The following is a 24,571-nucleotide window of genomic DNA, read 5'->3' on the forward strand; positions in this document are numbered from 1 at the left end:
GGGAGTACTACTCGGCAGACACACGGCGGGTGCTAACGTCCGTCGTGAAAAGGGCAACAACCCTAACCTCCAGCTAAGGTCCCCAAGTCATGGCTAAGTGGGAAAGGATGTGAGGATCCCAAAACAACCAGGATGTTGGCTTAGAAGCAGCCATCATTTAAAGAAAGCGTAACAGCTCACTGGTCTAAATAAGGGTCTTTGCGCCGAAAATGTAACGGGGCTGAAGCCATGCACCGAAGCTGAGGATGTGTAGCAATACACGTGGTAGCGGAGCGTTCCGTAAGCTGATGAAGGGAGACCTGTGAGGGCTCCTGGAGGTATCGGAAGTGCGAATGTTGACATGAGTAACGATAAAGAGGGTGAGAGACCCTCTCGCCGAAAGACCAAGGGTTCCTGCTTAAAGTTAATCTGAGCAGGGTTAGCCGGCCCCTAAGGCGAGGCAGAAATGCGTAGTCGATGGGAACCACGTTAATATTCGTGGGCCTGGTGGTAGTGACGGATTGCACAAGTTGTTCTGGTTTATTGGATTATCAGGGCAGCGGAGCGGTTCCAGGAAATAGCTCCACCGTATAGACCGTACCCGAAACCGACACAGGTGGTCAGGTAGAGTATACCAAGGCGCTTGAGAGAACTATGTTGAAGGAACTCGGCAAATTGCACGCGTAACTTCGGAAGAAGCGTGACCCCATATGAGGCAACTCTTGTGGGGTGGCACAGACCAGGGGGTAGCGACTGTTTATCAAAAACACAGGGCTCTGCGAAGTCGCAAGACGACGTATAGGGTCTGACGCCTGCCCGGTGCTGGAAGGTTAAGAGGAGAGGTGCAAGCTTTGAATCGAAGCCCCAGTAAACGGCGGCCGTAACTATAACGGTCCTAAGGTAGCGAAATTCCTTGTCGGGTAAGTTCCGACCTGCACGAATGGCGTAACGACTTCCCCGCTGTCTCCAACATAGACTCAGTGAAATTGAATTCCCCGTGAAGATGCGGGGTTCCTGCGGTCAGACGGAAAGACCCCGTGCACCTTTACTATAGCTTTACACTGGCATTCGTGTCGGCATGTGTAGGATAGGTGGTAGGCTTTGAAGCGGGGACGCCAGTTTCCGTGGAGCCATCCTTGAAATACCACCCTTATCGTCATGGATGTCTAACCGCGGCCCGTCATCCGGGTCCGGGACAGTGTATGGTGGGTAGTTTGACTGGGGCGGTCGCCTCCGAAAGAGTAACGGAGGCGCGCGATGGTGGGCTCAGACCGGTCGGAAATCGGTCGTCGAGTGCAATGGCATAAGCCCGCCTGACTGCGAGACTGACAAGTCGAGCAGAGACGAAAGTCGGTCATAGTGATCCGGTGGTCCCGCGTGGAAGGGCCATCGCTCAACGGATAAAAGGTACGCCGGGGATAACAGGCTGATGACCCCCAAGAGTCCATATCGACGGGGTTGTTTGGCACCTCGATGTCGGCTCATCGCATCCTGGGGCTGGAGCAGGTCCCAAGGGTTTGGCTGTTCGCCAATTAAAGCGGTACGTGAGCTGGGTTCAGAACGTCGTGAGACAGTTCGGTCCCTATCTGCCGTGGGTGTAGGAATATTGACAGGATCTGTCCCTAGTACGAGAGGACCGGGATGGACATATCTCTGGTGGACCTGTTGTCCTGCCAAGGGCATAGCAGGGTAGCTATATATGGACGGGATAACCGCTGAAGGCATCTAAGCGGGAAACCCACCTGAAAACGAGTATTCCCTATCAGAGCCGTGGAAGACGACCACGTTGATAGGCCGGGTGTGGAAGTGCGGCAACGCATGAAGCTTACCGGTACTAATAGCTCGATCGGCTTGATCGTTCTCATTGACTGTGCTCATCGAACAAAGTTCGATGATGCTTGAAGACGTGTTCAAATAAACGATGTGAAAACATCACCAGCTTCTCAAACATAAGTTGCGCTTTGCCGACCTGGTGGTTATGGCGGGGTGGCTGCACCCGTTCCCTTTCCGAACACGGCCGTGAAACGCCCCTGCGCCCATGGTACTTCGTCTTAAGACGCGGGAGAGTAGGTCGCTGCCAGGTCTGCAAAACGCAACTTCATGATATAAAATCTTCTCATCACAGACCAACGGCCCAAAGCCGATCAAAGGGCCGCTCACAAAGCGGCCTTTCGTGTTAATATATACCGCGGGGTGGAGCAGCCCCCGCCGAACCGCAGAAGGCAAAGCCTTCGAGGACCGGCAAACAAAAAGTCCGGGCATGCCCAGACAGCTCATCATGGCGCGGGGTGGAGCAGCCCGGTAGCTCGTCAGGCTCATAACCTGAAGGCCGCAGGTTCAAATCCTGCCCCCGCAACCAAACTTTACTTCCGCAAAAACCCGCCTCTGGGCGGGTTTTTGCGTTTCTGCACGGTGGTCGGCAGACAAAACGGGACGCGACGGCGCGACCTGTCAGCTCAATTCATTCCGGGTCAGGAATTCTGCTGCCTGCATCGTCTCCAAGGCATTCGCTGTCTCCCTGAAGTAAGGGAAGCTTTGCCAGAGAGTGCGGTCGCCGACAATATAGCAGCGGCGTTTGGCGCGTGTCAGCGCCACATTCAGGAGGTTCGGCTTCGATGCCGCCCAGGCTGCCGCCCCGCTATGCTCGGCATCGGCGCCGAGCACCATGAAGACGATGTCTTCCTCCTTGCCTTGGAAGGTATGCACCGTGCCTATCCGCTCTCGCAGCCACCGTGACAGTTTCGACGGCGAACGCATATTCCCGTGGCGATCGACCCATGACGCATGGGCCAGAGACTGCCTCAGGCTGTTTTTGATCTCCTTGAAAGGCGAAATGATATAGAGATCCGGCAATGCGCCATCGCGGCGATAGGTGGCAGTGAGGACGCCGACGATGAAGTCTGTCTGTTCGGCAACGGTCTGCTTGCCCGATACCCGGCCCCTGACGTCGATCCAGGCGCTGTCGCCATAAAATGGCGGTGCGTCGCCGGCCGGGCGTCGACTTTCCAGCCCGAATACCATCTTGTTCTGATAGGCGATCCGGTTGGCGAGGCCGAACATCGGATCGATGCAGCGCCGATGCACTCTGAGAGGGCAGCCGATCCAGAGCCCGTCCGCTTCCTCGCCGGGGACGGTCGTTCCGTAGCGGTTGGCGGCATCGGCGAGCATCTGAACCGACGCCCGGTTCGGCGAATATTGTCCTGCCGCCGTGTGGGGTGAGAGAGCCGAAATGGCGGTGATCAGCGCGCTGGGAAGGACAAAGACCGGCTCGATCTGCTGGGGATCGCCGATCGCCATGACGCGACGTCCCCGCAGCAGGGCCCCGACCGCCGCTTGCGGCACTGCCTGACCGGCTTCGTCGATGAAGACCCAGCCGATCGAATCGGCTTCAAGCCCGCGGAACTGCCGGGCGAAGGAGGCGAATGTCGTCGAGACGATGGGAACGATCATGAAAAGGCTCTGCCAGATCAATGCAATGTTCTGGTCGTCGACGGGACTGTTGTTGGACAGCAGTTTGCTGATGGCGACGATGTTTCCGCCAAAACCGCCGCCCTTCTTGCCGACCTCCGCCAGCCATGCTTCATGCAGCGTCAACGCTGCCTCCAGCAATGCCGATCGCAGGCCTGCGAACTCGTCCTGATGCCAGAGACCGTCGATCTGGAAGCGGTCGGTCTCCAGATCGGCGAGAGACCCGGGCATGGCGGGATGACCGAGAACTTCGCCCAGACGGTCGAACTCCGCTCTTTTCCTTACCCAGATTTTCTGCCGTGACCGCAGTGCCTGTTCAGCCCGCTCATGTTCTCGCAAAGCCTGTTCCAGCTGAGGTTCATAGGTTTTCGCAAGATGATGCTCGCAGTCCGCCAGCGCCTTGCGCAAGTCCAGCTGCCGGCGCGCATTGGCGCCGACATCCTGCCGATGCTGCCGGGCGGGGGTATTGGGCAGCACCCGCTCCCACCAGGCAGGCGCGCTGCGGTCGAGCAGCTGTTCCTCCTCCTTCAGATCCGACAATTCTTGCCCGATCCGCAGCATCTCGGCCGCCACCATATCGTAGCGCTCCTGCGCGCGCCGAAGTTCGGCGGCGGCTGCCCCGACCCGTTCAAGCGCATCGCTGCAGAACGCATCCTGCGAAACCAGGGCGATGTCGTCATGGAGATCGGCATAGCGTGCATATTGACCTATCTTGTCGCGGACCCGCTCGTCGGCGGCACGAAAGGCCGACGATGCTTCGACGAAGCTCGGCCCCTCGTAATCGTCTCGCCATTCCCAGATGGTCTGCGGCTTGGCGGCACCGGACCAGCCGGGGTTCGGCCTTTCGGTGATTTCCATGAAGGCGAAACGTTCCTTGAAGGCCCGCCGGTTCCTGGCATTGCCGAGCGCGCAGGCGATCAGTCCCCATGGCCGATCGCCGTCCGCGAGCTTGACGGTGGCGCCATTGTCCTTTTGACAAGCGATCTTGTGCGCGACCGTCTGCAGATATTCGAGTGAAGATGTCCTGGCGATCGAGCTCCGCTTGGGAAGATCGCGCGAAATATTCTCCACGGCGGCATTGTTGGAGGAGGCGACGGCCATTTCGAAACCAGTAAGAGCCGGGATCAGCGCCGATATGGAGGCGGTGCTGCGGTCGGCGAAGATGGCGCGGCGCGGCGATCCGTCAAAGGCGTCGCGCGCCGTCTTCAAGGAGGAGAGCACGCGGGCGCGCCGAACGAGGTTGTCCGCGAACATGTCGCGAAGCAGGGTCGTCTTTCCCGTCCCCGGTGGGCCGTTGACCGAGAAAAGCCCGGTTTCCGAAAGCTCGCCGAGGGCCGAATTGATGGCGAATTGCTGCATGAGACTCATCGCGTGATGGGGTTCGCTGAGCCAGCGTCCGCGGTTGAGATTTCCCGGATGCAGGGCCCGGACAATCGCCCGGCGCCCATCCTCCGAATAGAGGTCGATCCGCTTCTCCGGGGCAAGCGGGGTGAGATATCGCCTGAGCGGCTCGGGAATATCGCCGTGTTTGACATGCATCATCGCCCGCTCGATATCCTCGATGAAGAAGCTGTTCAGGATGCCGATCTCGTCCTCGATACTTGCGCTCTCATCCTCCTCATTATCGGCATCCGGCGCATGGCTCTCCTGCTGCGGCGGCAGCGAGAGGACGTCAGGCCTTTCCGCCCTGTCTTTGTAGCGTATTTCAACGGCGGCGATCGGCTTCTCCTGACGCGAGGCAAAGCCAGCCCAATCGCAGAGCAGTTCATGCAGTGTCAGGATTTCGCCGGCATCGAGCGGCTGATCGGCATCGTCGTCCAAGGATGAAGATCTCAGCTGTCGCTGCGCCCGAAAATTCTGAAGCAATTCCGTCAACTGCCGCTTGCTGTCGGCAAATGCCTGGTGGCTGAGCGCGGCGAGGCCGGATTTGCGCACACGTCCCAGCGCCCATGGAAGCGTGGATACGGAAAATGTTTCGAAAATCGGCTGCCCCGAAGGCGCCAGTTGCAAGCTGGCAAAGCAGGTATCGCCATCGAGATCGCCGCGTTCGGCATCCTCATACTCGGCGAAATCGGCCGCAACGCTATCGAAGTGCCGGCGGACAGAGGTAATTTCGGACTTGCTGAAAACGCCGAGGAACAGGGTAAAACCCGTGATCTGCTTCTCCTCGGGGATCGCTGGGCGGCTAAGCGCGGCGCCGTCATCGTCGAGCGTCCTTGCATGCAGCCAGAAGACACTTCGTCCTTCACCTGCGACGATACGGCTGGAGAGATCGTAGGGAATGAAGAACTCGATCTTGTGCCAGAAATCGAGGATGGCCAGAAGCCGTTCCCTTTCGGCGCCATCTGCATTGGTCTGCATGAGTTTCCACTGAGGAGTTGCAAAATAGGCTTGCACCCCTTTTAGCAACGAACGGCGCTCAAAATCAAAGACCACGGCGGTTGCGCGTCCAGGAGCCGCCCGAACGCATTTCGCCGCCGGCGATGATCTCGTCAGTGCAGCCGTGGCCGGCGTCGTTCGCCGAGCAGCCCACCCCGGCTCCAGCGGGCGATGGTCTCCGGCGCGACATCCGTCTTGTGCGGCTCGGCACGCGCCTGGATAAGTTCGAGGGCGGCAGTTGCCTTGGTGATATAGTCGAGTGCGGCCGGATCGTCCGAATGGAAGTCCTGGATCGCGGCGAACACGGCCTCCGCCTCGGCCAGTCGTTTGCCGGCCGCAAGAGCGATGCCACGCTTGTACTGCGCCTGGATGAGATGCGGCCCGGCCTCGCCGACCCGGCGGAACGTCTCGGCGGCCTGGTCGTATTGATGCAGCGCAAGCTGCGTGTCGCCGAGCCGCATCCGGATCGGCGTCGGATCGGGTGCTTGCTCGGCGAGCGCCTTATAGGCAGCCAGGGCCTCCGCGAGCTTGCCCCGGTCAAACAGCAGATTGGCGATCCCGAATTCCGCGCCGGTATGGCCCGGAACCGATTGCAGGACCTGATTGAAGGCGATCTCGGCTTTCCCACGGGCACCGTTCCGGTACATGTCGAGCGCCTGTTCGTAGACGAACCGAACGCTCCGAGGGTTGAGCGCGCCATGCAGATTATGGCCGTTGCGGGTGCGGAACAGGGTGCAACTGATCCGTCGTTCCTCGACCCCGAACATATATTTATAGGGCTCGTTTCCGCGCAGGAAGTCGTAGGTCTTGAAGCCTTGCTCGATCGCCCGCCGGATGCAGTAGCCATGCAGGATGAGACCGGGAGACGGCGTCTTCCATGTCTCGTCGCGGCCGGTGATATAGAAGAGGATCGCCTTTTTCTGCCGGTCGACGATATTCGCCAGCGCGCCGAGCGGTTGGTCGCCATGCCAGAGGACCGGCACGTCGAGATTGCCGCTGTTGAAGCAATCCATCAGCATTTCGCGCGTGGTGATGATCAGCCGCTCGGTCCGCTCCGTGCCTTTGCGGGCGCTCCACTTGGCTCGCCAGAGATTGAAGAGGATGTCCAGGTCGCGCTCGATGGTCTTAGGGTTCGCCATCGTGATCCGGTAGATATCGTCTCCCTCGACCTTGCGCAGAAACCGCCGGAGCTTCTGGCGCGTCTGGCTGCTCATGCGCTGCTCGAGATAATCGTGGAAGCTTGCCGGCAGGGGAACGATGGGGCAGATTGTATTGTCGATATTCTCGCTGTTTTTCGGCGAGCTGTCGCGAAACATCACCTCCGGCCCCCGCAGCGCCGCGATCATCTTCTCGCGCCGCCCGGCCGGGCCACAGAAATATTCGAGCTTCAGGTCCGTCCAGTTCTGATGTTTGATAAACGAGGCAAAGCCGGCAATGGCATGATGCTCATAATCCGGCCTGACGATGAAGCCGGTGTAATCGGCGGCAAAATTGCCGGCCATGATGATCTCGTCGTAGAATTGCCCGGTCTTCTCGTTCAGATGCGTGATCAGCCGTAAGGGAAAAAAAGCCACATAAGGCGCGTCCGGATCACGCTCGCGAAGCGCGAGTATGAACCAGCGGCGCCGACGGGACAGATAATTCTTCAGCCAGATCCAGGAGAGGAAATGCTGCGCATCGGGATCGTCCATAAAGACCTGATCCCAATTGTCGCGTAGCGCCTCGAACCCGGCAATGGTGTCGATGATATCTATGCGCATGTCCGCCCCCCAATACCCCATACGTCACTCGGGAGCTTTCATTCTAATGGCAAACACCGATCTTCAAATAAACCGTCAGGATGATTTGAAGCGCTTAAATGTGATTAGTTTTGAGCCGGCAAATAACCTCAAATCGCAATCTGTTTCTGGTAATAATTCAAAGACATAGGGCTAGGCGCGCTGCACGCGATGCCGGGCCTCGAGTCCCATCGCCCGAAAGTGTGCGACGGTCTGGAATGACTCATACAGAAGGATTAGATTAGAGCTCGCCGGAGATCTGCGGGCTCGCATGAATGAAGGCCCAGAGTGCCCGGCTGATGGCGACGATTTCGGCGATCGACTTCTCCAGAAGGTCGATCTCGCGTGCATCCATCTGCTCGACCTTGCCGTAGCGGATCTCCTTGTCGTCCTCGACCAGCCGCATCAGCTGCGTGCTCGAAATCTCCCCCTTCTCGTCGAAGGAATAGATGCAGTGGTTGTACTTGTTGCGGGTCTTGGATTCCTTCTTCAGCCGCGACATGGCTGAAAGAATTGCCTTGCGGTCGGAAGGCGAGGTCGAGGCGAGTTTGGCAAGCCGTTCGACGAGATCGATCCGTGCCCGTGTCGTATTGAGGGTCAGGAACACGACGATGGCCGCATCCTTTTCGACCCGCAACAGATGGGCGATGATGTAGATCAGCAGACTTTCGGTATTCGTCCAGACATAGTTCAGGCGCCCGACCCGCAGCAGGACATCGGACATCGCCGCCATGCTCGCCCTTTCTTCCCCAAAGGGGATGATCCATCCCGAAGGGATGATACATGCCGATGCCATATCAGAACAACGGACAAATCCCCTGTATTTAACGGACCGCCGTCGTTTGCGATCTCCGCGATCAGCGTTCCTTGAAAGCCCGGGACATGCTGTCGGTGATCGGTTTGCTGATATATTCGAAGAAGGTCCGTTCCGACGTCTGGATCAGCACTTCGGCCGGCATGCCGGGAACGGGATGGAAATTATGCACCCGCGCAATCTCGGAGTCCGGTATTTGAACACGCACGATATAGACGTCCTTGACCGAAACCCCCGAATTTTCCTCGATCGAGTCGGCCGAGACGTAGAAGACCTTGCCCTCCAGGACCGGCGTCGTCCGCCGATTGAGCGCCGTCAGGCGGATCGAGGCCGTTTCTCCCTCCCGCAGTTGGTCGATGGAGGTGCGCAGCACCTGCGCTTCCAGGATCAGCGGCACATGTGCCGGCAGGATCTCCATGATCGGCTTGCCCGTGGTGATGACACCGCCGGCGGTGTGGAAATAAGAGCGCACCACCGTGCCCGTCACCGGTGAGCGAATGGTGGTGCGCTCCAGCACGCCGGCAGCCTCACGCATCTGCTGGCGCACGCTGTCCAGATCGGATTCGGCGGTTTCGAGCGCATCGAGCGCCGCCTGCTTGTTGGAATTGACGGCGATGATGGCTTCCTGGCGGAATTTGGCAACCTCCGCCTCGCTCTCGTTGAGTTCGCCGTTCAGGCGAGAAATGTCGCCCATCGCATCGGCGATCGCCCGCTCGATCGCCAGCAGATCGGTCTTGCGCATATAGCCGACCTTGACCAGCCGGGCCTTGGAATCGCGTTCCTCGGTCAGCAGCGCCATTTGCCTTTCAAAGGATTCTCGTTGGCCCTTATAGCCGGCGAAACGGTATTCCAGCGACTTGATGTTCTTCTCGATCAGGTTGAGCTGCTCTTCGAGTTTGATCTGCTTGCTGTGGAAGACGACGTTCTGGCTCTGGATGATCGCGTTGATGTCGGGGTCGCCCGCCTCCTTCGTCACGATATCGGGAAACTGGAATTCGCGCAGGCCCTGTGCTTCGGCGCGCAGCCTTGCGACGACGGCTTCCAGGCGCAGGCGGCGAAGCTGCAGCATCCGTTCGTTCGAGCGGGATGCGGTGGTGTCGAGGGTCAGCAGGACATCGCCTTCCTTCACCGTGTCGCCTTCGCTGACGCGCATTTCCCTGATGATGCCGCCTTCCAGATGTTGGATGATCTTGTTCTTACCGGTTGCCACGAAGCTCCCCTGCGCGATGACGGCGGAGGCGAGCGGGGCGGTCGCAGCCCAGTAGCCGAAGCCTCCGAACGAGGTGAAAAGAACCGTCAGGCCGACGATGCTGTGCATCCGGATCGAGCGCGGCACGTCGCTATACCATTCGAGCTGGGCTGGACCGGCCGTCTCCTGATTTTTCCGTCCCATGTCGGTCACCCTTCGATGCGCGGTGTTTGTTGACCACTATTACAGTTGTTCTTGGACAGCGCCTGCAGCACCTCGATCCTTTCCCCGAACATGGCGACAGTGCCCTCCTTGAGCACGAGGATCTTGTCGACGCATTGGAGCAGAGCCGGGCGCTGGGTGATGGTCACCGTGGTGATGCCCTGCTTCTTGGCGTGGATCAGTGCCTTGGCAAGGGCAGCCTCACCCTGGGTATCGAGGTTCGAATTCGGCTCGTCGAGGACCACGAATTTGGGATTGCCGAAGAAGGCGCGGGCCAACGCGATACGCTGCTTCTGGCCGCCCGACAGCGGAGCGCCGTCGGCCGCCACGATGGTTTCGTAGCCCTGTGGAAAGCCGGCGATGAGTTCATGCACGTCGGCCAGCACCGCGGCCTCGTAGATCTGGCGATCCTCGACATCGTCGCGCATGCGGCAGATATTGGCCTTGATCGTGCCGGGAAAGAGCTGCACGTCCTGCGGCAGATAGCCGATGCTCTCGCCGAACTGGCGCTGGTCCCAATTGCGCAGATCCATCAGGTCGAGGCGCACATTGCCCGATGTGGGCACGATCGAGCCGACAAGCATTTTGCCAAGCGTCGTCTTGCCGGACCCGGAATTGCCGATGATCGCCAGCGATTCCCCCTTCCTGAGCGAGAAGGAGATGCCGTTGAGAATGACCTTCTTCTGCGGCGGCGGCACGAAGAGAATGCGTTCGACATCGAGCCGGCCTTCGGGGTTGGGAAGCCGCAGACGCGGGAAGTTCAACGGCGAATTCAAGAGCAAGCTCTTGATCCTGGAATAGGCGGCGGCCGACCGGTTGAACTGGTGCCAGCCTTCGATGGCGCCTTCGATCGGTGCCAGCGCCCGTCCCGAGATGATTGACGACGCGATCACCATGCCGCCGGTCAGCTCGCCGGAGAGCGACAGATGCGCGCCCCAGCCGAGCAGGGTGACCTGGGTGATCATGCGGCAGGCCTTCGATATGCCGGAGAAGATGATATTGCGGTCCTGTGCCTCGACCTGCGATTTCAGCGAGCCCGCCGTCTCGCGGCCCCACATCTTCACGGCCTCGGGGATCATCGCCATCGCGTTGATGATCTGCGAATTGCGCGACATGGAATCGAGGTGGAAATTCGCCCGGCTGAGATAGCCGTTGGATTCGGCAAATTGGCGGGCGGTGAATTTCTGGTTCAGATAGGCGATCAGGAAAAGCACCGCGCAGCAGGTCAGGATGATGATGCCGAGATGCGGATGCACGAAATAGACGACGACGACGAAGAACGGCATCAGCGGTGCGTCGAGAAACGCGATCAGCGTGCCTGACGTCAGGAAGCCGCGCAGCAGTTGCAGGTCCTGCAGCGTCTGATAGTCCTTGCCGCTGCCATGCAGCGATGCCCGCGCCGCAGCGCTGAGGATCGGCGCGCCGAGCTGCACTTCGAGTTCCACTGCGGTGCGCATCAGGATGAAGCGCCGCACCGAATCCATGAAGGCCTGCAGCAGCACGGCGCCGAGCACGGCGATCGAGAGCATGACGAGCGTGTCGATCGAGCGGCTGGTCAGTACCCGATCGGATATCTGGAAGAGATAGAGCGGGATCGCCAGCAGAAGCACGTTGATGGCGATCGTGAACATCATGACGACCGCCATATTGCGGCGGACCGCGGCCATGCCGCGCGAGAGGCTGGCGGCGAAATTCACAGGCTCGCTGCGCTTGTGAAATCCGCCGCCGCTTCCCCCGCCCCCGCCCCCGCCGCCCCCGGGATCGGAATTCTTACCATTGCCACCGTCGCCGCTGCGTAGCCGCCTGTCGTTCTCGCTGATCGGCCCCCTGTCGCCATCGATGGTTTTGCCGAAGGGCGCCGCCGGGTTCGATTTGAGCTCGGTTTCCGCCGGCTTTTCGGGCGTCCGCGCTTCGACCGTTGGCTGGGCCGCTTCGATCGGTTTTGCTTCTGCCGGTTTTGTTGCCACCGGTTGTGCCGGCATCGGGCCCTGCAGCACCGCCGCAGGAGGCGCCGGTTCTGCCATGGTGACGGCGACCGGCGAGGCTTCCGGCGTCACCGCTTTTTGCAGGAGAGGCATCTGCACGATGGCTGCGCGCGCCATAGCGTCGCTCGTTGCAACGCCGGCCGTCTCCTTGCTGCGATCGGAAGATGGCGATGGAGACGAAGCGCTGTTGCCGCTGAGCCGGCGAAGGTTCTCGACCGCCTCATCGATCGCAGAGAGGCAGAGATTGGTCCTTTTGGCCTCCGAAGGCGCAGCGGCGGGAATATTGCCGGACTTGAGATCAAGGACGCTGCCGGCTGCGAAGATCTGTTTGGAAATCTGGTTCATCGTGATTCCTCCGCGATACTCAAGGTCACGCGACCATGGCTTGCATGACGTCGGGATGCCCCGACGACCATGAAAGATCATGCCCGGCATTGATGACGCCATCACTGGAATCGCCGCCCGCGGGATCGTCGTCATCGAGGAAGGCGATAACCTCGTTGGCAAGCCTGTCGCCGGCCGGTTGCGGTTGTGTCGTATCGTGCTCCACCAGCCCGCCCTGAATGAGGATGGCGTCCGAATAGAGCTGGCCTGCCAGATAGGTGGTGTCGCCGAAACTGTCGTAGTCGACGATCTCGGCGATGTTGATGATCGCATTGCTGCCCGTGTCGATCGTAATCGTCGCATCGGGATTGTTCTCGCGGAGCGCCGATGCCGCCAGGGTCACGTCATCGGAATCGCCGAGGATGCTCACCTGCTTGATAATCGTCATGTCGTAGAGATTGCCGGTGATGTAGAGCACGTTGAGGCCGGCATATCCCTGGAAATTCGCATCGAAAGACAGCCCTTCCGGCATATTGGGATCGCGATCTTCGATCGCTTTCTGGGCTTCGACCATATAGTCCGGCATCGCCTCGAACGGGCTGCCCGTCCCGACATTGTGGATCGAGGCGAAATTCCAGATCAGGTTGTTGCCGGTCTCGATGTCGGCGCCGGGATCGATGCCGTCTTCCGCCCGCACCCAGTCATTGTCGTAGAGCAGCGAGATCTGCGTGATGCTGTTGATGTCGAGCACATTGCCGCCGATGATCACCAGATCATACTGCATGCCCATGCCGAAAAAGGAGGAGAGGTTGATGGAGGTATTGCCGCCCGTCAGAACCGTGGTTTCGGAGCCCGAGGTGGTGACCGTCATCGTGTCATTGTCGCTGACGAAGTGATACTGCTCGACCCACTGCACGAAGGAGACATCGCCGTCGATGACACTGACGCGCCAGCTGGTCGGAAACGTCGGATCGGCCGCGTCGATTTCGGCGTGGTTCGATGCTTCGAAGCTGCTTTGCTGGAAGACGGCGATATTCTTGGCGACGGTTCCGGCCTCCTCGGCCGAATAGCCCGATGAGCGTAGCGCCGAAGCGATCTCGTCATCATCGCTGTAGACAAAGGATTGGGAAACCGCGTCGATCTGGTGGTAATTCCCCATGACAGCGGTGACCGAGGCGATGACGCCGGTATTGATCACCGAGGCGACGTTGACGACGAAGTTCGCACCGGCGGTGACGTCAAGGCTGTTGCCGCTCGGGTCGGTCTGCTCGACGGATGAATGGCTGTCGTCGGGCTCCTCCGGGATCTTGGCGAGACCGCGGTCGGGCAGGAAATCGTCGAGCACAGGGATGGCCGCCTCGACCTTGCCGTTGATGTAGACGGCGTCGTTGACCTCGGGGTCGATGCGGATGAAATCATGCGCGGCGTCGGCGCTAGGCGAGGTTGCTTCGCTGTCGCTGCTATCTTTACCATCTTCGGTGTTCTTGGCATTCTGGATGTAGTTTTCGAGATCCTGGGCGATCTTCAATGCGCCATCATAGGTATCGGTTCGGTGGAGGCTTGCAAAAGGCGTGTAGATTTCGGCCGCGGTGCTGAACTCCGCCAGCCGCTCGATGACGAAACTGGTGTCCCGGGGAGCATGGATGCCGTCCGTCATGTCGAGATAGTCGTCGTCGTAAAGCACGTTGACCTGAAGGACATGACTGATCGCCGAACCAGGCCCGGCAAAGACATGAAGCTCCGGCTCATCCGACAGCACGATATCGGTGGGTTCGCCGAAATGCGGTAAGGGTATGTCCCGTGCGGCAATTGCCGCCAGCTTCTCGATACTCTCTTCGAAGACGCGACCCAAATGGCGCGCCGGACCGAATTCGATCTCGTAACTGCCGCTGTTGTAGATGATACCGGGATCATAGTCCTTGAGCTGCAGATTGGACGAGAAGGCCGCGGTAAAAGCATCCTGATCCGGCAGAGCCGGTCCATCTTCGCCCGGCCCCGCGCCTTCGGCATATTTGGTGCGCGCTCTCATCTCTTCAGTGGTCATCTCGAAGAGACCGATGAAGTGCGCAATGATTTCCGAAATCTTCTCGATATGCATGGTTCGGCCCTCCCATTCGAAATGACGATCGGCCTTGGAAGCGGCCCCGCCGGGAGCCATGGTGTGGTCGTCAAACCGTTTTCAAGCAGTCAAACTGCACCGGCGGGCGCCGGTGCAGTTCCTCTTGGTCCTTGGAGGTCAGTGTCAGGTGCCGGTGTCCTCGCCGACATCGGAGACATGAGAATTGCCGCCGACGACGCTGGAGTCGACCGTGTTGCTGAGCAGGTTCGCACCCTGAACGAGTTCGAGGTGGAAGCCGGAATTGGCAAGGATTGCCGAAGCATCCGCCGTGCTCGTGCCGGTGGCGTCGTCGCCGGCCTTGAGGTCCCAGCCCCTGCCGTCCATATCCATGCCTTCTGCGCTATCGGCGGTGCCGGCATTGGCATTCAAATGGTTCTGGGCGCCTTCGTTCTCCATCTTGATGTTCCAGGCGCTGTCCTGGTCGGCCAGATGGTTGGCCTGGACGGCGCTGAAACCGCTGTCGTTGCCCGCACCGCTCAGCGAATTGTTGAGGATGCTGTCGACATCGAGCGTGAAGGAGAAGTCGTCGCCGAGATTGAAGGTGAGGTCGTGGCCGGCAACACCGAGGTTGTCGAAGTCCTTGACGTCATCGATGACGGCGAAATCGGTGTCGGTCTTGTTGAAGCTGTCAGCGGTATTGTTGCTGTCGGAGATCGTCTTGGTGTCCGTATCCGTGATGGTCTTGATATCCGTGTCGGTCACGGTCTTCGTATCGGTGTCCGTGATCGTCTTGGTGTCGTTGTCGCTGTACGACTTGCTGTCATAGCTCCAGTCGTAGTCGGTTTTGGTGTCGGTGATCGTCGTGGTCTTGGTGCTGGTGTCGTCGTCGGACTTGTAGCTCCAGTCGTATTCGTTGTCGCGGTTGTTGCCGTTATTGGCAGAGACATCGATGTCGGCCTTTACGTCGACGTCGACGCTGTTGTCGGTATTGTCGCGATTGTCGCCATTGGCGACGCCGACATAACCGGTCGAGCCGTCGTCGACTTCAGTGGAATTGACAGCGCTGTTGGCAAAACCGTCGGCAAGCGCACCGACCTTCGTAATCTCGGTTTCGTCGCCCGATGGTTTCGGGTCGTGTTTATAGGCGTCGGACATCAAACTTTCTCCAGAAAAAAACCGGAGCAGCTTTTCGAAATCCCTCTCATCTCAAATGGGATCTTGCTCGCGCTCGCTCCGATGCGGTTAACATCGGCAGATGTATTCGGTACCAGTCATCTGCAGCTTTTCGCGATTTGTTGATCAAACCGTTGGTATTGGGAATGTACGCACTCAGTACTCTGCCGCACATATCCGGATCCGCATCCTGACGAGGATAAGGAGTATCCAGGAGTTACTGTTGTTGAGTTGCCCCAAATGGATGCCATGTATCAAATACACACGCCGATACCTGGATCGTCCATGCCGCCACTTGGGCAGCGAGCACAGATTGCTGGAAAAAATACGGAGCCGATAGATATCAATTCGGGCTAAGACAGATTTGCCACGTCCGGCTAGCCTCTGTCGGTGAAACGTCGAGACGTCTTGCTTGGGGAGGCGCCGGGTCGCGGGTATCCGGGATTACGGCGCATTCACGGTGGGGTTGAGGGCAGGCTTTCGACGATCGCCTGTCTCAGATCGAACACTTCATGGAGGCCGCAAATATAACAATCTGTACTGAAATATTACGTCAAGCTCTGATCTATAGTGACAGCAAATATAACCTCGAAGTATCCATGACAGTAAAAATGCAACCAACGCTTAGTATCTTATGGCTTTTTGCCCGCTAAAACTAATCACTTTGGGCCATTTCCTTCCTTCTCAATCCGTATTAACATAATTAAGAAATGTCTAAAAAATAAAGCGGTGACATCAGGGGTCGGCATTTCTTACTATCGAATACCCGCCATCGCTCCACGTTTGAGTAAAGTGTAACGCTAGGGGAGGCGTATATGTTCATGACAAGCTCAGGAATGGAGAATACAGACCAGAGCAGGAAGTTAGGTTCATCGGGAAATACTATATTAGTGGTCGCCAATGCGGATCTGTTTTCGGAGTGCATGGTAGAGGCGCTGGCCAAGAAATTTCCGAACTGCGATGTCGCAAGCGTAACGAGCACGAAGCCGATGCTGGAAAAAGATACCGGCGATCTGAAGCTCGTTTTATTCTATCATATACCTGCGCCGGAGCTGCATGAAGCGCTGCAGGCTGCCCGCGAAAACCACCCGGAAACCTCTGTCGGACTTGTCGTCGAAGCGATCGACATGCTCGAACCCTATGTCAGCCGCCTGGTGGAGGCAAGGATCATCGACGGCGTCCTGCCCCTCAACCTGCGGCTCGATGTCTTCATGGCTGCGGTGGATCTGCTGATGAAGGGCGGCGAACATTTTCCGTCAGCCCTGCTCAATCGTCTCACCAACAAGAATACCCAGCTCGAGCCGTCGCTCTATCAGACAAAATCGGTCGATGCGGCGCGCACCAATGCGCTGAAGCTCAGACGCGACAGCATCTCTTCTTTGACCACCCGCGAGGTTCAGATCCTGGATCTCATATGCAAGGGCACGCAAAACAAGATCATCGCCGACAAGCTGCATCTTTCCGAAAACACCGTGAAGGTTCACGTCCGCAATATCTATAAAAAGATGAACGTCCGAAACCGCACGGAAGCCGCATCCCGTTTCTTCAACGAGCATCCCGCCAGCGAGGACGACATGTCCGGCCGGTGGCGCAATTGATCTACCCCGCCACGCGTCTATTGTGATGCGCACAAGACGCGCGTCGCGCGTCGAATTGCTGCCTCAGATCGACGGACGTGCGAAGCAGCGCGACTTCTGTCCGAAGCCGCTGGGAGAGCAGATATAAGGCGCTGAGCCGTGATAGGCGACGCGAACCGTTGACGCAGCCGGGCGTTCAGGCCGATGTGTCGGATAGGCATAGGCTTTTGACACGCGCGGCGCCTCGACCACGACGACGTTCTTTTTCGCGACGACGGCGATGTCGTCGTTGACGACCGTACAGGCCGTCGTTCCGATCGCAAGAAGCGTCGCTCCCCCGGCAAGCATCGCAAAATGAAATAGACGCCAGCCTTTCGGCGCCGCTGCAGCTTGTTTTTTCGACATGGCAAAAACCCCTCGCATATGGCGCTTCCGGATGCAAGACCGGTCGAGCAGTTCAACGCGGCCAACCTTCCCCATTACTTGTAGATCAGATTCATTGAGCGAAGCTTGAGCAATATCAGGACACGCGTTCTGAGGGAAAAATGAAAGAAAATGATTAATCATTCGTTACATCGAAGAATAGATGCGTAATTATTTTGGATACTCAGAGTTTTTTGAAGTTGACCTTAGTTGCAATCGTCTTATCATTTTAATAGTAATTCGGTTATCTGAAGAATAACTCAAAAGTTATTCATGACTGGGTGGTCAGCACCAAGAATACCCAGCCAGGTAAAGAAAGCGTGCAGTGCATAACTAAAACAAAAGACTAAATACCTGGGAAGGAGTTTGTAATGCGTAGTTTCGTTCCCAACGAAGGTTATTCCGCAGTGACGGGCAAAGAACCGGGCACCGCTCTGGTGAATGGCGGGGCCGGTTTCCTCGGGTCGCATCTCTGCGAAAGGCTTCTGCAGCGCGGCCACCGAGTTGTCTGTCTCGATAATTTTTCGACCGGCCGCCGCGTGAATGTCGATCACCTCGCCTCGAACGCCCGTTTTCACATCGTCGAGCATGATGTTCGCCAGCCCTTCGATATTGAAGCGTCGCTCATCTTCAACTTCGCCTCGCCCGCCTCTCCGCCTGACTATCAGCGGGATCCGGTGGGCACATTGCTCATCAATGTGCTCGGCGCCGTCAACACTTTGGATTGCGCCCGCAAGACCGGTGCGACCGTCGTTCAGTCGTCGACCTCGGAGGTCTATGGCGACCCGAACCAGAGCCCGCAGCACGAATCCTATTGCGGCAATGTCAACCCGATCGGACCGCGGGCCTGCTACGACGAAGGCAAACGCAGCGCCGAGACCCTGTTCTTCGATTATCACAGGACCTACGGCGTCGACATCAAAGTCGGCCGTATCTTCAACACCTATGGGCCGCGCATGCGTCTGGACGACGGCCGGGTGGTGTCCAATTTCATCGTGCAGGCCCTGCGCAACGAGGACCTGACGATCTATGGCGACGGTGAGCAGACCCGCTCTTTCTGCTATGTCGACGATCTCGTCGAAGGCTTCCTGCGGTTCTCGGCCGCCGGCAGCGCCTGCCACGGTCCGATCAACCTCGGCAACCCGACCGAGATCACGGTTCGCCGCCTGGCGGAAATCATCCGCGACCGGACCAATTCGCGCTCCCGCATCGTGCATCTGCCGGCGGTGACCGACGACCCCCGCCAGCGGCGGCCGGATATTTCCCGGGCCATGGCCGAGTTGGGCTGGCAGCCCTGCATCGGCCTCGAAACCGGCCTGGCGCGCACCGTCGATTATTTCGACGGCTTGCTTACTGACGCAAAGCAGGCCGGCGCCGAGAAGGCGGAGGTCGTATGAGATGCCCCGCTACATTCTGGTTACCGGCGGCGCCGGTTTCATAGGCAGTCATATCTGCAAAACGCTGGCGCGTGCCGGCATGGTCCCGGTCACCTATGACAATCTGTCGACAGGGCATGCCGACAGTGTCCGCTGGGGGCCGCTCATCCGGGCCGACCTCGCCGATGCGGCGACGCTGCGCCGGACGCTCGCGGAGTTTTCGCCCGATTGTGTCATCCATTGCGGCGCCAATGCCTATGTCGGCGAATCCGTCGAGATGCCCAGGAAATATTACCGCAACAACGTCGTCGGCAGCCTGACGCTGCTGGAGGCCTGCCTCGACCAGGATATCGAACGGATCGTCTTCTCGAGCAGCTGCGCCACCTATGGCGTCCCCGCCTCCCTGCCGATACTGGAGGAAACGCCACAGCAACCGGTCAATCCCTACGGCCGCACCAAACTGATCTTCGAGATGGCGCTCGAAGATTTTGCCGCTGCCTACGGGATCCGCTTTGCCGCGCTGCGTTATTTCAATGCGGCCGGCGCCGATCCGGAGGGGGAGCTTGCCGAGCGCCACCAGCCCGAGACCCATCTCATCCCTCGCGCCCTTCTCGCTGCCGCCGGCAGGCTGGAGCGGCTCGATATCTTCGGCACCGATTATCCCACCGAAGATGGAACCTGTGTGCGCGACTATATTCATGTCAGCGATCTCGCACAGGCCCATCTTGCCGCCGTCAATCATCTGATGGCCGATGGCGGCTCGCTCAGCGTCAATCTCGGTTCCGGCCGGGGCACCTCGGTGCGCGAGATCCTCGAAGCCATCCATCGGGTGACCGGCCTTGAAGTTCCCGTCCGGTATCGCCCCCGTCGGGCCGGCGATCCGCCGATCCTCTTTGCCGACACGGCAAGAGCGGAGGCCGAACTCGGCTTCACGCCGGCGCTTTCGGATATCGATACGATCATCCGCACCGCAGGTCCCACTTTCGGGTTGAAGGTGAGCGCATGAGCATTGGTTCGGCAATCGACCACCGTGCCAGGACGGCGAAAGCCGCCGCCGCAGATACATTCGATCCAGTTTTTACCGGTTGGAAGCGCGCCGCCTACAGCCTCGGCATTCTCTGCTGGCTGACCGCACTCGGCTATTTCTGGATCTGGTGGTGCCAGTCGGCTCACATCATTTCCTGGACCGCCTTCGTGCTCATCACCCTCGTGCTGGGCTGGATCACCCTCGTCCCGGCCTATTTCATCCTGATCTTCCTCGACGCGCGGACGGTCAGCCCGCGTGCGCGGCTGCCGGAGGGGCGGGTGGCGATGGTGGTCACCAAGGCGCCGTCCGAGCCCTTTGCCGTCGTCCGTGCCACGCTGCAGGCGATGCTCGACCAGGTCGGCGTCGATTTCGATGTCTGGCTGGCCGACGAGGATCCGTCGGAGGAGACCAGACGCTGGTGCGCCGAGCGCGGCGTGCTGATCTCCACCCGAAAAGGGGTGGCGGACTATCATCGCGCGACCTGGCCACGCAGGACGCGCTGCAAGGAAGGCAACCTCGCCTATTTCTACGACCATTTCGGCTATGCGCGTTACGATTTCGTCGCCCAGTTCGATGCCGATCATGTGCCGACGCCGACCTATCTCCGCGAGGTCCTGCGCCCCTTCGCCGACCCCGGCATCGGCTATGTCTCGGCGCCCAGCATCTGCGATGCGAATGCGGCTGCGAGCTGGGCCGCGCGCGGCCGGCTCTATGCCGAGGCCAGCCTGCACGGTTCGCTGCAGACGGGTTACAACAATGGCTGGGCGCCGCTCTGCATCGGCTCGCATTATGCGGTTCGCACTTCGGCGCTGCGTGAGATCGGCGGACTCGGCCCCGAGCTTGCCGAAGACCATTCGACGACGCTGATGATGAATGCCGGCGGCTGGCGTGGCGTGCATGCCGTCGATGCGATCGCTCACGGCGACGGCCCGGCGAATTTTGCCGACCTCGTCGTCCAGGAATTCCAGTGGTCGCGCAGTCTCGTCACCATTCTGCTGCAACATTCCAGCCGCTACATCGCCCATCTGCCGTGGCGGCTGAAATTTCAGTTCGTGTTTTCGCAGCTGTGGTATCCGCTCTTTTCCGCTTTCATGGCGGTGATGTTCCTGCTGCCGGTTGCCGCCCTGCTGACGGGCCATGTCTTCGTCAACGTCACCTATCCGGATTTTCTGCTGCATTTCGTGCCGATCTCGGTCGTGTTGACGCTGTTTTCCGTTTTCTGGCGGGCGACGGGAACCTTCAGGCCGTATGATGCAAAACTGTTCGGCTGGGAGGGGCTGGCCTTCATCTTCCTGCGCTGGCCATGGTCGCTTGCCGGCAGCCTGGCGGCCGTGCGCGATCATATCTCCGGTTCCTTCGTCGATTTCCGCATCACGCCGAAGGGAAAGCAGCAACAGCATTCTCTGCCGCTGCGCGTCGTTGCGCCCTATATCGTACTCGCCGGGCTTTGCGCCGTCGCCATGGCGCTCGCCAGCGAAGCCGCCGCCGCTCAGGGTTTCTATATTTTCGCCGCGATAAACCTCTCGATCTATCTGTCGGTGACGATGCTGATCGTCGTTCGCCATGCCATCGAGAACGGTCTGCCGCTGCTGCCGCAATCGCACGGGCTGCGGTTCGCGACCGCCATGGGGCTTGCCATTTGGCTTACCGGCGGCATGCAGCTGGGCAGCCATGGCCTGCGCAGCCTCGAAGCCCTTTCCCACGGCCAGCCATTCGTCAGCTTCACCGAAACGCAATTCGCCGTGGCCGGTGCCGGTCTCGGCGGCGGCAAAACCAGGATCACGAAATTCCGTCTCAAATGGAATGGGTTCGGCAACATGGGACGGGACCAACAGGGTGTCTGAGCCGGCGGAACCGGCACGTGCCGAACAGGAGGATGTAATGCGTATCGGATCGAAACTTTATGGAGCAGCCCTTGCCCTCGGCCTGTGCCTGCCGTTGGCGGCACATGGCGCCGAGGCAGCCGGCAAGAAGCCGGCGACGCCGACGCCGCTCAGCGCCTATGAGCTCTACCGCATCTATGGCGACAAGACCTGGGTCTGGAATACCGGCGGCGGCCGTTTCTCGGATGACGGCCGGCGGTTCGTCGCCTGGGTGAACGACAAGGGCAAGCAGTCCTTTGCCGAAGGCAAGTGGGTGGTCGACGATCTCGGCCAGCTCTGCATGCGCGCCACCTGGACGAATGCCGAAGGTGCGGCCCGCGCCAGCACCTGTTTCGGCCACCGCAAGATCGGCAGCACGATCTATCAGCGGCGCCAGCCGGACGGCAATTGGTACGTTTTCCGTCATGCGTCGGTGCGCGGCGATGACGAGTTTCTCAAGCTCGTTTCCATGGATTCGGTCAGCGACAAGGCGCGCGACCTGAAGCAGGTCCTGCTGAGCCAGGAAGTAGCCCGAAAAGGAGGGTGAGCCGTGAAGAAGCTGATGAAAAAAAACCTCTCGACCGCAGCGATGGCACTGCTCCTGCTGTGTGCCGCGGATATGCCTGGCCGAAGCGAGATGCAATATGCCGGCATTGCCCCGAACTCGGCGGCAGGCGTCCAGACGATTATCGACAAACGCCCCGTCCTTCATGCCGACGGCATCAAGTTCGGCGCCTACGATCCGCATGGCGATTTTGGTGCACAAGCCAATGTGGCAACCGAAGCCCTGTTCCTGCCCTGGGAGGACGTCGATCTGGAGACGCTGCGCGTGGCCGATGCCTACGCGCAGGCCAGGGGCCGCAATCTGCTGATTACAGTGGAACCGTGGTCCTGGGACGTCGACTGGCGGCTGACCTCCGCCGAGCTTCGCCGGAAGGTCCTGCGCGGTGATTACGATGTCAACATGCGGGCGATCGCGCAAATGATATCCCAGCTGAAAAGCCCGGTAATCGTCCGCTGGGGCCAGGAGATGGAGGACAAGTCGGGGCGGTTCTCATGGTCCGGGTGGAATCCGCGCGATTATATCACCGCCTACAAGCGGATGATGGATATCGTCCGCCAGGAGGCGCCGGGCACTGAAATCATGTGGTCGCCGAAGGGCGAGCCGGGCTTGCAGGACTATTATCCCGGCGACGATTATGTTGATCTCGTCGGTCTCTCGGTCTTTGGCCTGGAACGCTACGATGAGCTTGCCTACGACAAGCACCGGACATTCTCCGAAGCGCTGAAGCAGGGTTACGATCTGGTCGCCGGCTACGGCAAGCCGATCTGGGTGGCGGAGCTCGGTTATGAAGGCGGCGACGCCTATGTCAGGCCCTGGATCGAAACCGCGACGCTGAAGCAGAGCGCCTTTCCGAATTTGCGGGAAGTCGTCTATTTCAACGATCGGGATGTGCATGCCTGGCCGTTCGATCTCGGCCGGCCGGACTGGCGCGTCGTCGAAAGCCTGGCCAACTGACGGCCCGGAAAGAGAGAGGCCCGCCGGGGTTTGCGGGCCTCTCCTCTCATGTCAGGCGATCGATCATCCTTTGAGCGTCGCCTTACCCTCTTCGATGAGCCGGGTCGCCGCATCGGCCGGCGAAACCCGTTCGAAGGCGAGTTCGTCGCAGATCGGGCGCAGGACGCGCTGGTCGAACTGGGTTGCACCCATCGGCACCGGCGGCGGATATTCGCCGACCTGATCCTTGAGAAGATTGACGTATTTGACCGTTTCCTGCTCCGTCGGGTTGAGCTGAGGCAGAATGGCTTCACGCACGGCCGGCGACATCGGCACGCCGCGCTCAACGCCGAGGATCTTGCCGGCCTCGATATCGTTGACGAAAAAGTCGATGAATTTCGCGGCCGCTTCGCCGTTCTTCGTCGTGGCGCCGAGGCTCCAGATCAGCGCAGGGCGGTAATAGTGGCCCGACGGTCCGCCCTTCTTTTCCCGCGGCAGCATGGTGATGCCGAGCTTGTTCTTGATGATCAGCTGATAGCCGACCATCTGGTTGGAATAAGCCATGCCGATCACCGATTTGCCGAGACCTAGGCAGTTGGTGTCGATGGTGTTCTGATCGAGCGTCTGGACGTCGGCAGCAACGGTGCCGCCGGCCTTGCGCAGCTTCTCCCAATAGTCGAACCATTCCGTGGCATCGTCGGCCGTGAAGCCGAGCCCGACGGTTTCCTTGGCAAAGAGGCTCTTGCCGCGCTGGCGCAGCCAGGCGTCGAACACATAGGCGTAGCGGGCTGCATAGGGTCCTCCGCTCTTGCCGGAAGACTTGGTGAGTTCGACGGCGAGCTTGGCATACTCCTCCCAGGTAAGGTCGGGTGTCGGCAGCGGAATGCCCGCCTTTTCGAATTCGACGGTGTCGAAGAACATCGAGAAGGAGTTGAGGCCGAGGCCGACACCATAGAGTTTGCCGTCGATGGTGGTCAGTTTCAGCATGTCGGCGCCGAAGGACTGGACCTTCAGCGTCGAGGGGACGAATTCGTCGAGCGGCAGGCAGGCGCCGCGCTTGGAATAATCGGAGATCGTTCCCGGCTCGAGCTGGAAGACGTCGGCGATGGCGCGGCCGGCCATCTGGGTGGCGAGCTTCGTCCAGTAGCCGTCGCCCGAAAGCGATTCACCGACGATCGTGACGCCTGAAGTCTTTGATTGATAGAGCTTGGCGACGTCGAGCGTGCGCTTGGCACGGTCGTTCGAGCCCCACCACATGGCGCGCAGCGATACGCCTTCGGCAAAAGCCGGAATGGCGCTTCCGGCGCCAAAGGCGAGGCCGGCGGCTGCTCCGGCTGAACCCATCAGAAATGAACGGCGGTTGACCTGCATGATATCCTCCTTGCCCCAATATGCCCGCTGCCATCCTCCAACGGCGTTTGCAGACATGTCCTCACTG

Annotated in this window: 15 protein-coding genes, 1 tRNA gene and 2 rRNA genes (1 of these 18 running past the window's edge); 9 read left to right on the plus strand and 9 right to left on the minus strand. The window is 59.6% G+C overall.

Annotated elements, in window-relative coordinates:
• From AMK05_RS00315 to AMK05_RS00325, 3 genes are all read left to right on the plus strand, one after another.
• Positions 1–1,838: ribosomal RNA gene (locus tag AMK05_RS00315) — 23S ribosomal RNA — on the plus strand (it extends 1,044 nt beyond the left edge of the window).
• A gap of 109 nt (positions 1,839–1,947) precedes the next feature.
• Positions 1,948–2,062, plus strand: a 5S ribosomal RNA gene (gene rrf, locus AMK05_RS00320).
• A gap of 199 nt (positions 2,063–2,261) precedes the next feature.
• Positions 2,262–2,338: transfer RNA gene (locus AMK05_RS00325), tRNA-Met, on the plus strand.
• A 92-nt stretch (positions 2,339–2,430) separates the two neighbouring features.
• Here the strand turns inward: AMK05_RS00325 and AMK05_RS00330 are convergent.
• From AMK05_RS00330 to AMK05_RS00360, 7 genes are all read right to left on the minus strand, one after another.
• Positions 2,431–5,808, minus strand: coding sequence for a DEAD/DEAH box helicase (locus AMK05_RS00330; RefSeq protein ID WP_064835528.1), 3,378 nt, complete (start codon positions 5,806–5,808; stop codon positions 2,431–2,433).
• A gap of 131 nt (positions 5,809–5,939) precedes the next feature.
• Positions 5,940–7,586, minus strand: a complete 1,647-nt coding sequence (locus tag AMK05_RS00335) for a GNAT family N-acetyltransferase (protein ID WP_064835530.1) — start codon at positions 7,584–7,586, stop codon at positions 5,940–5,942.
• A 259-nt stretch (positions 7,587–7,845) separates the two neighbouring features.
• Positions 7,846–8,337, minus strand: coding sequence for a hypothetical protein (locus tag AMK05_RS00340; RefSeq protein WP_049731340.1), 492 nt, complete (start codon positions 8,335–8,337; stop codon positions 7,846–7,848).
• A 124-nt stretch (positions 8,338–8,461) separates the two neighbouring features.
• Positions 8,462–9,811, minus strand: coding sequence for an HlyD family type I secretion periplasmic adaptor subunit (locus AMK05_RS00345; protein ID WP_064835532.1), 1,350 nt, complete (start codon positions 9,809–9,811; stop codon positions 8,462–8,464).
• A gap of 5 nt (positions 9,812–9,816) precedes the next feature.
• The gene (locus tag AMK05_RS00350) at positions 9,817–12,159 is read right to left on the minus strand and encodes a type I secretion system permease/ATPase (protein WP_064835534.1); all 2,343 of its coding nucleotides are present in this window, start codon (positions 12,157–12,159) and stop codon (positions 9,817–9,819) included.
• Between the two features lie 25 nt (positions 12,160–12,184).
• A complete protein-coding gene (locus tag AMK05_RS00355) occupies positions 12,185–14,236 on the minus strand; it encodes a hypothetical protein (RefSeq protein ID WP_064841219.1) in 2,052 nt (683 codons plus the stop codon).
• 144 nt (positions 14,237–14,380) lie between these two features.
• Entirely contained in the window at positions 14,381–15,352 is a 972-nt protein-coding gene (locus AMK05_RS00360; protein WP_064835536.1) for a hypothetical protein, read from the minus strand.
• Positions 15,353–16,185: 833 nt separating this feature from the next.
• On the opposite strand from AMK05_RS00360, the gene AMK05_RS00365 reads away from it, so the two are divergent.
• Complete coding sequence (locus tag AMK05_RS00365) at positions 16,186–16,968, plus strand: helix-turn-helix transcriptional regulator (protein WP_064835538.1); 783 nt, start codon at positions 16,186–16,188, stop codon at positions 16,966–16,968.
• Between the two features lie 63 nt (positions 16,969–17,031).
• On the opposite strand, the gene AMK05_RS00370 is transcribed toward AMK05_RS00365, so the two are convergent.
• The gene (locus tag AMK05_RS00370) at positions 17,032–17,352 is read right to left on the minus strand and encodes a hypothetical protein (RefSeq protein ID WP_064835540.1); all 321 of its coding nucleotides are present in this window, start codon (positions 17,350–17,352) and stop codon (positions 17,032–17,034) included.
• A 389-nt stretch (positions 17,353–17,741) separates the two neighbouring features.
• Here AMK05_RS00370 and AMK05_RS00375 point away from each other — a divergent pair, with 389 nt between their 5' ends.
• Genes AMK05_RS00375 through AMK05_RS00395 form a run of 5 tightly spaced genes read left to right on the plus strand, consistent with a single transcriptional unit; the run spans position 17,742 to position 23,154 of the window.
• Positions 17,742–18,767, plus strand: coding sequence for a UDP-glucuronic acid decarboxylase family protein (locus tag AMK05_RS00375; protein ID WP_064835542.1), 1,026 nt, complete (start codon positions 17,742–17,744; stop codon positions 18,765–18,767).
• A 1-nt stretch (position 18,768) separates the two neighbouring features.
• On the plus strand, positions 18,769–19,752 hold the full coding sequence (galE, locus tag AMK05_RS00380; RefSeq protein WP_064835544.1) for a UDP-glucose 4-epimerase GalE: 984 nt from the start codon (positions 18,769–18,771) through the stop codon (positions 19,750–19,752).
• Entirely contained in the window at positions 19,749–21,617 is a 1,869-nt protein-coding gene (locus AMK05_RS00385) for a glycosyltransferase family 2 protein (protein ID WP_064835546.1), read from the plus strand. Before galE ends, AMK05_RS00385 begins: the two co-directional genes overlap by 4 nt.
• A 37-nt stretch (positions 21,618–21,654) precedes the next feature.
• Positions 21,655–22,182 (plus strand): DUF995 domain-containing protein, encoded by a 528-nt coding sequence (locus tag AMK05_RS00390; RefSeq protein ID WP_064835548.1) that lies wholly within the window; start codon positions 21,655–21,657, stop codon positions 22,180–22,182.
• Positions 22,183–22,185: 3 nt separating this feature from the next.
• A complete protein-coding gene (locus tag AMK05_RS00395) occupies positions 22,186–23,154 on the plus strand; it encodes a glycoside hydrolase family 26 protein (protein ID WP_064835550.1) in 969 nt (322 codons plus the stop codon).
• Positions 23,155–23,217: 63 nt separating this feature from the next.
• Here AMK05_RS00395 and AMK05_RS00400 read toward each other — a convergent pair whose 3' ends face one another.
• Positions 23,218–24,504: an ABC transporter substrate-binding protein gene (locus AMK05_RS00400; RefSeq protein ID WP_064835552.1), complete on the minus strand. Its 1,287-nt coding sequence runs from the start codon at positions 24,502–24,504 to the stop codon at positions 23,218–23,220.
• Between the last annotated feature and the right edge of the window lie 67 nt (positions 24,505–24,571).

Source organism: Rhizobium sp. N324 (assembly GCF_001664485.1).
In the GTDB taxonomy this organism is placed as follows: Bacteria; Pseudomonadota; Alphaproteobacteria; order Rhizobiales; family Rhizobiaceae; genus Rhizobium.

Bases quoted from the DNA above. Each gene is read 5' to 3' on its own strand.
- AMK05_RS00355 (WP_064841219.1), bottom strand. From the start codon at position 14,236: ATGCATATCGAGAAGATTTCGGAAATCATTGCGCACTTCATCGGTCTC.
- AMK05_RS00340 (WP_049731340.1), bottom strand. From the start codon at position 8,337: ATGGCGGCGATGTCCGATGTCCTGCTGCGGGTCGGGCGCCTGAACTAT.
- AMK05_RS00335 (WP_064835530.1), bottom strand. From the start codon at position 7,586: ATGCGCATAGATATCATCGACACCATTGCCGGGTTCGAGGCGCTACGC.
- AMK05_RS00390 (WP_064835548.1), top strand. From the start codon at position 21,655: ATGCGTATCGGATCGAAACTTTATGGAGCAGCCCTTGCCCTCGGCCTG.
- AMK05_RS00360 (WP_064835536.1), bottom strand. From the start codon at position 15,352: ATGTCCGACGCCTATAAACACGACCCGAAACCATCGGGCGACGAAACC.
- AMK05_RS00370 (WP_064835540.1), bottom strand. From the start codon at position 17,352: ATGTCGAAAAAACAAGCTGCAGCGGCGCCGAAAGGCTGGCGTCTATTT.
- AMK05_RS00345 (WP_064835532.1), bottom strand. From the start codon at position 9,811: ATGGGACGGAAAAATCAGGAGACGGCCGGTCCAGCCCAGCTCGAATGG.
- AMK05_RS00350 (WP_064835534.1), bottom strand. From the start codon at position 12,159: ATGAACCAGATTTCCAAACAGATCTTCGCAGCCGGCAGCGTCCTTGAT.
- AMK05_RS00330 (WP_064835528.1), bottom strand. From the start codon at position 5,808: ATGCAGACCAATGCAGATGGCGCCGAAAGGGAACGGCTTCTGGCCATC.
- AMK05_RS00400 (WP_064835552.1), bottom strand. From the start codon at position 24,504: ATGCAGGTCAACCGCCGTTCATTTCTGATGGGTTCAGCCGGAGCAGCC.
- galE (WP_064835544.1), top strand. From the start codon at position 18,769: ATGCCCCGCTACATTCTGGTTACCGGCGGCGCCGGTTTCATAGGCAGT.
- AMK05_RS00375 (WP_064835542.1), top strand. From the start codon at position 17,742: ATGCGTAGTTTCGTTCCCAACGAAGGTTATTCCGCAGTGACGGGCAAA.
- AMK05_RS00365 (WP_064835538.1), top strand. From the start codon at position 16,186: ATGTTCATGACAAGCTCAGGAATGGAGAATACAGACCAGAGCAGGAAG.
- AMK05_RS00385 (WP_064835546.1), top strand. From the start codon at position 19,749: ATGAGCATTGGTTCGGCAATCGACCACCGTGCCAGGACGGCGAAAGCC.